Source organism: Mycobacterium sp. 852002-30065_SCH5024008 (assembly GCF_001665645.1).
GTDB lineage: Bacteria > Actinomycetota > Actinomycetes > Mycobacteriales > Mycobacteriaceae > Mycobacterium > Mycobacterium paraffinicum.
Genome location: NZ_LZSZ01000042.1, coordinates 1 through 699 on the forward strand (window position 1 = coordinate 1; position 699 = coordinate 699).

1 protein-coding gene is annotated in these 699 nt (G+C 64.9%); it reads right to left on the reverse strand.

Annotated elements, in window-relative coordinates; translation table 11 throughout:
- Window positions 1-685 (reverse strand): AMP-binding protein (locus tag A5781_RS05040; RefSeq protein ID WP_369817677.1); only part of this gene is annotated, 685 nt, incomplete at its 3' end.
- Window positions 686-699: the final 14 nt, after the last annotated feature.

A 699-nucleotide genomic window follows, 5' to 3' on the forward strand; every position in this document is an offset into this window, starting at 1 on the left:
GATGTGTATAAGAGACAGGGGCGAGCGGGGCACTGATCGCCACCCACATCGTGGTCTCGGTCGGGCCGTAGACGTTGAGCATCACCCGTCCCGGCGCCCACCGCTCCACCACCTCAGCCGGACACGCCTCGGCGCCGATCACCAGCGCCGCCGCCCCCAAACCGTCTGTCGAGAGCACCCCCACAGCTGAGGGAGTCTGGGTGAGCACGCTGACCTGTTCGCTGATCAGCAAGGCGTGGAAGTCTTCGGCAGAGTGGGTTATCGCTTCGGGCACCACCACCAACCGGCCCCCATGAAACAGCGCTCCCCAGATCTCCCACACCGAAAAGTCAAACGCATACGAATGACACTGCGACCACACCTGCCCCGGCCCCAACCGCACACCAATCTCCAGCGAATCGAACAGCTGGGTCACGTTGTGGTGGGTAACAGCAACGCCTTTGGGCACCCCGGTGGTGCCCGAGGTATAGATAATGTGAGCCAGACCCTCCAGCGCCGGGCCCGGACCCGACAACGGTGTGCTGGGTTGAACATCGATGGCGGGGTCATCAATATCAATCACCCGCAGACCGTCGTACCCGTCGAGCCGCGAGCGCAGACCCGCCGTGGTGAGTACCGCGACAGGCGTGGCATCGGTGAGCATGAACCCGATCCGCGCTGTGGGCAGGCCCGGGTCGATCGGCACGTAGGCCGCCCCGG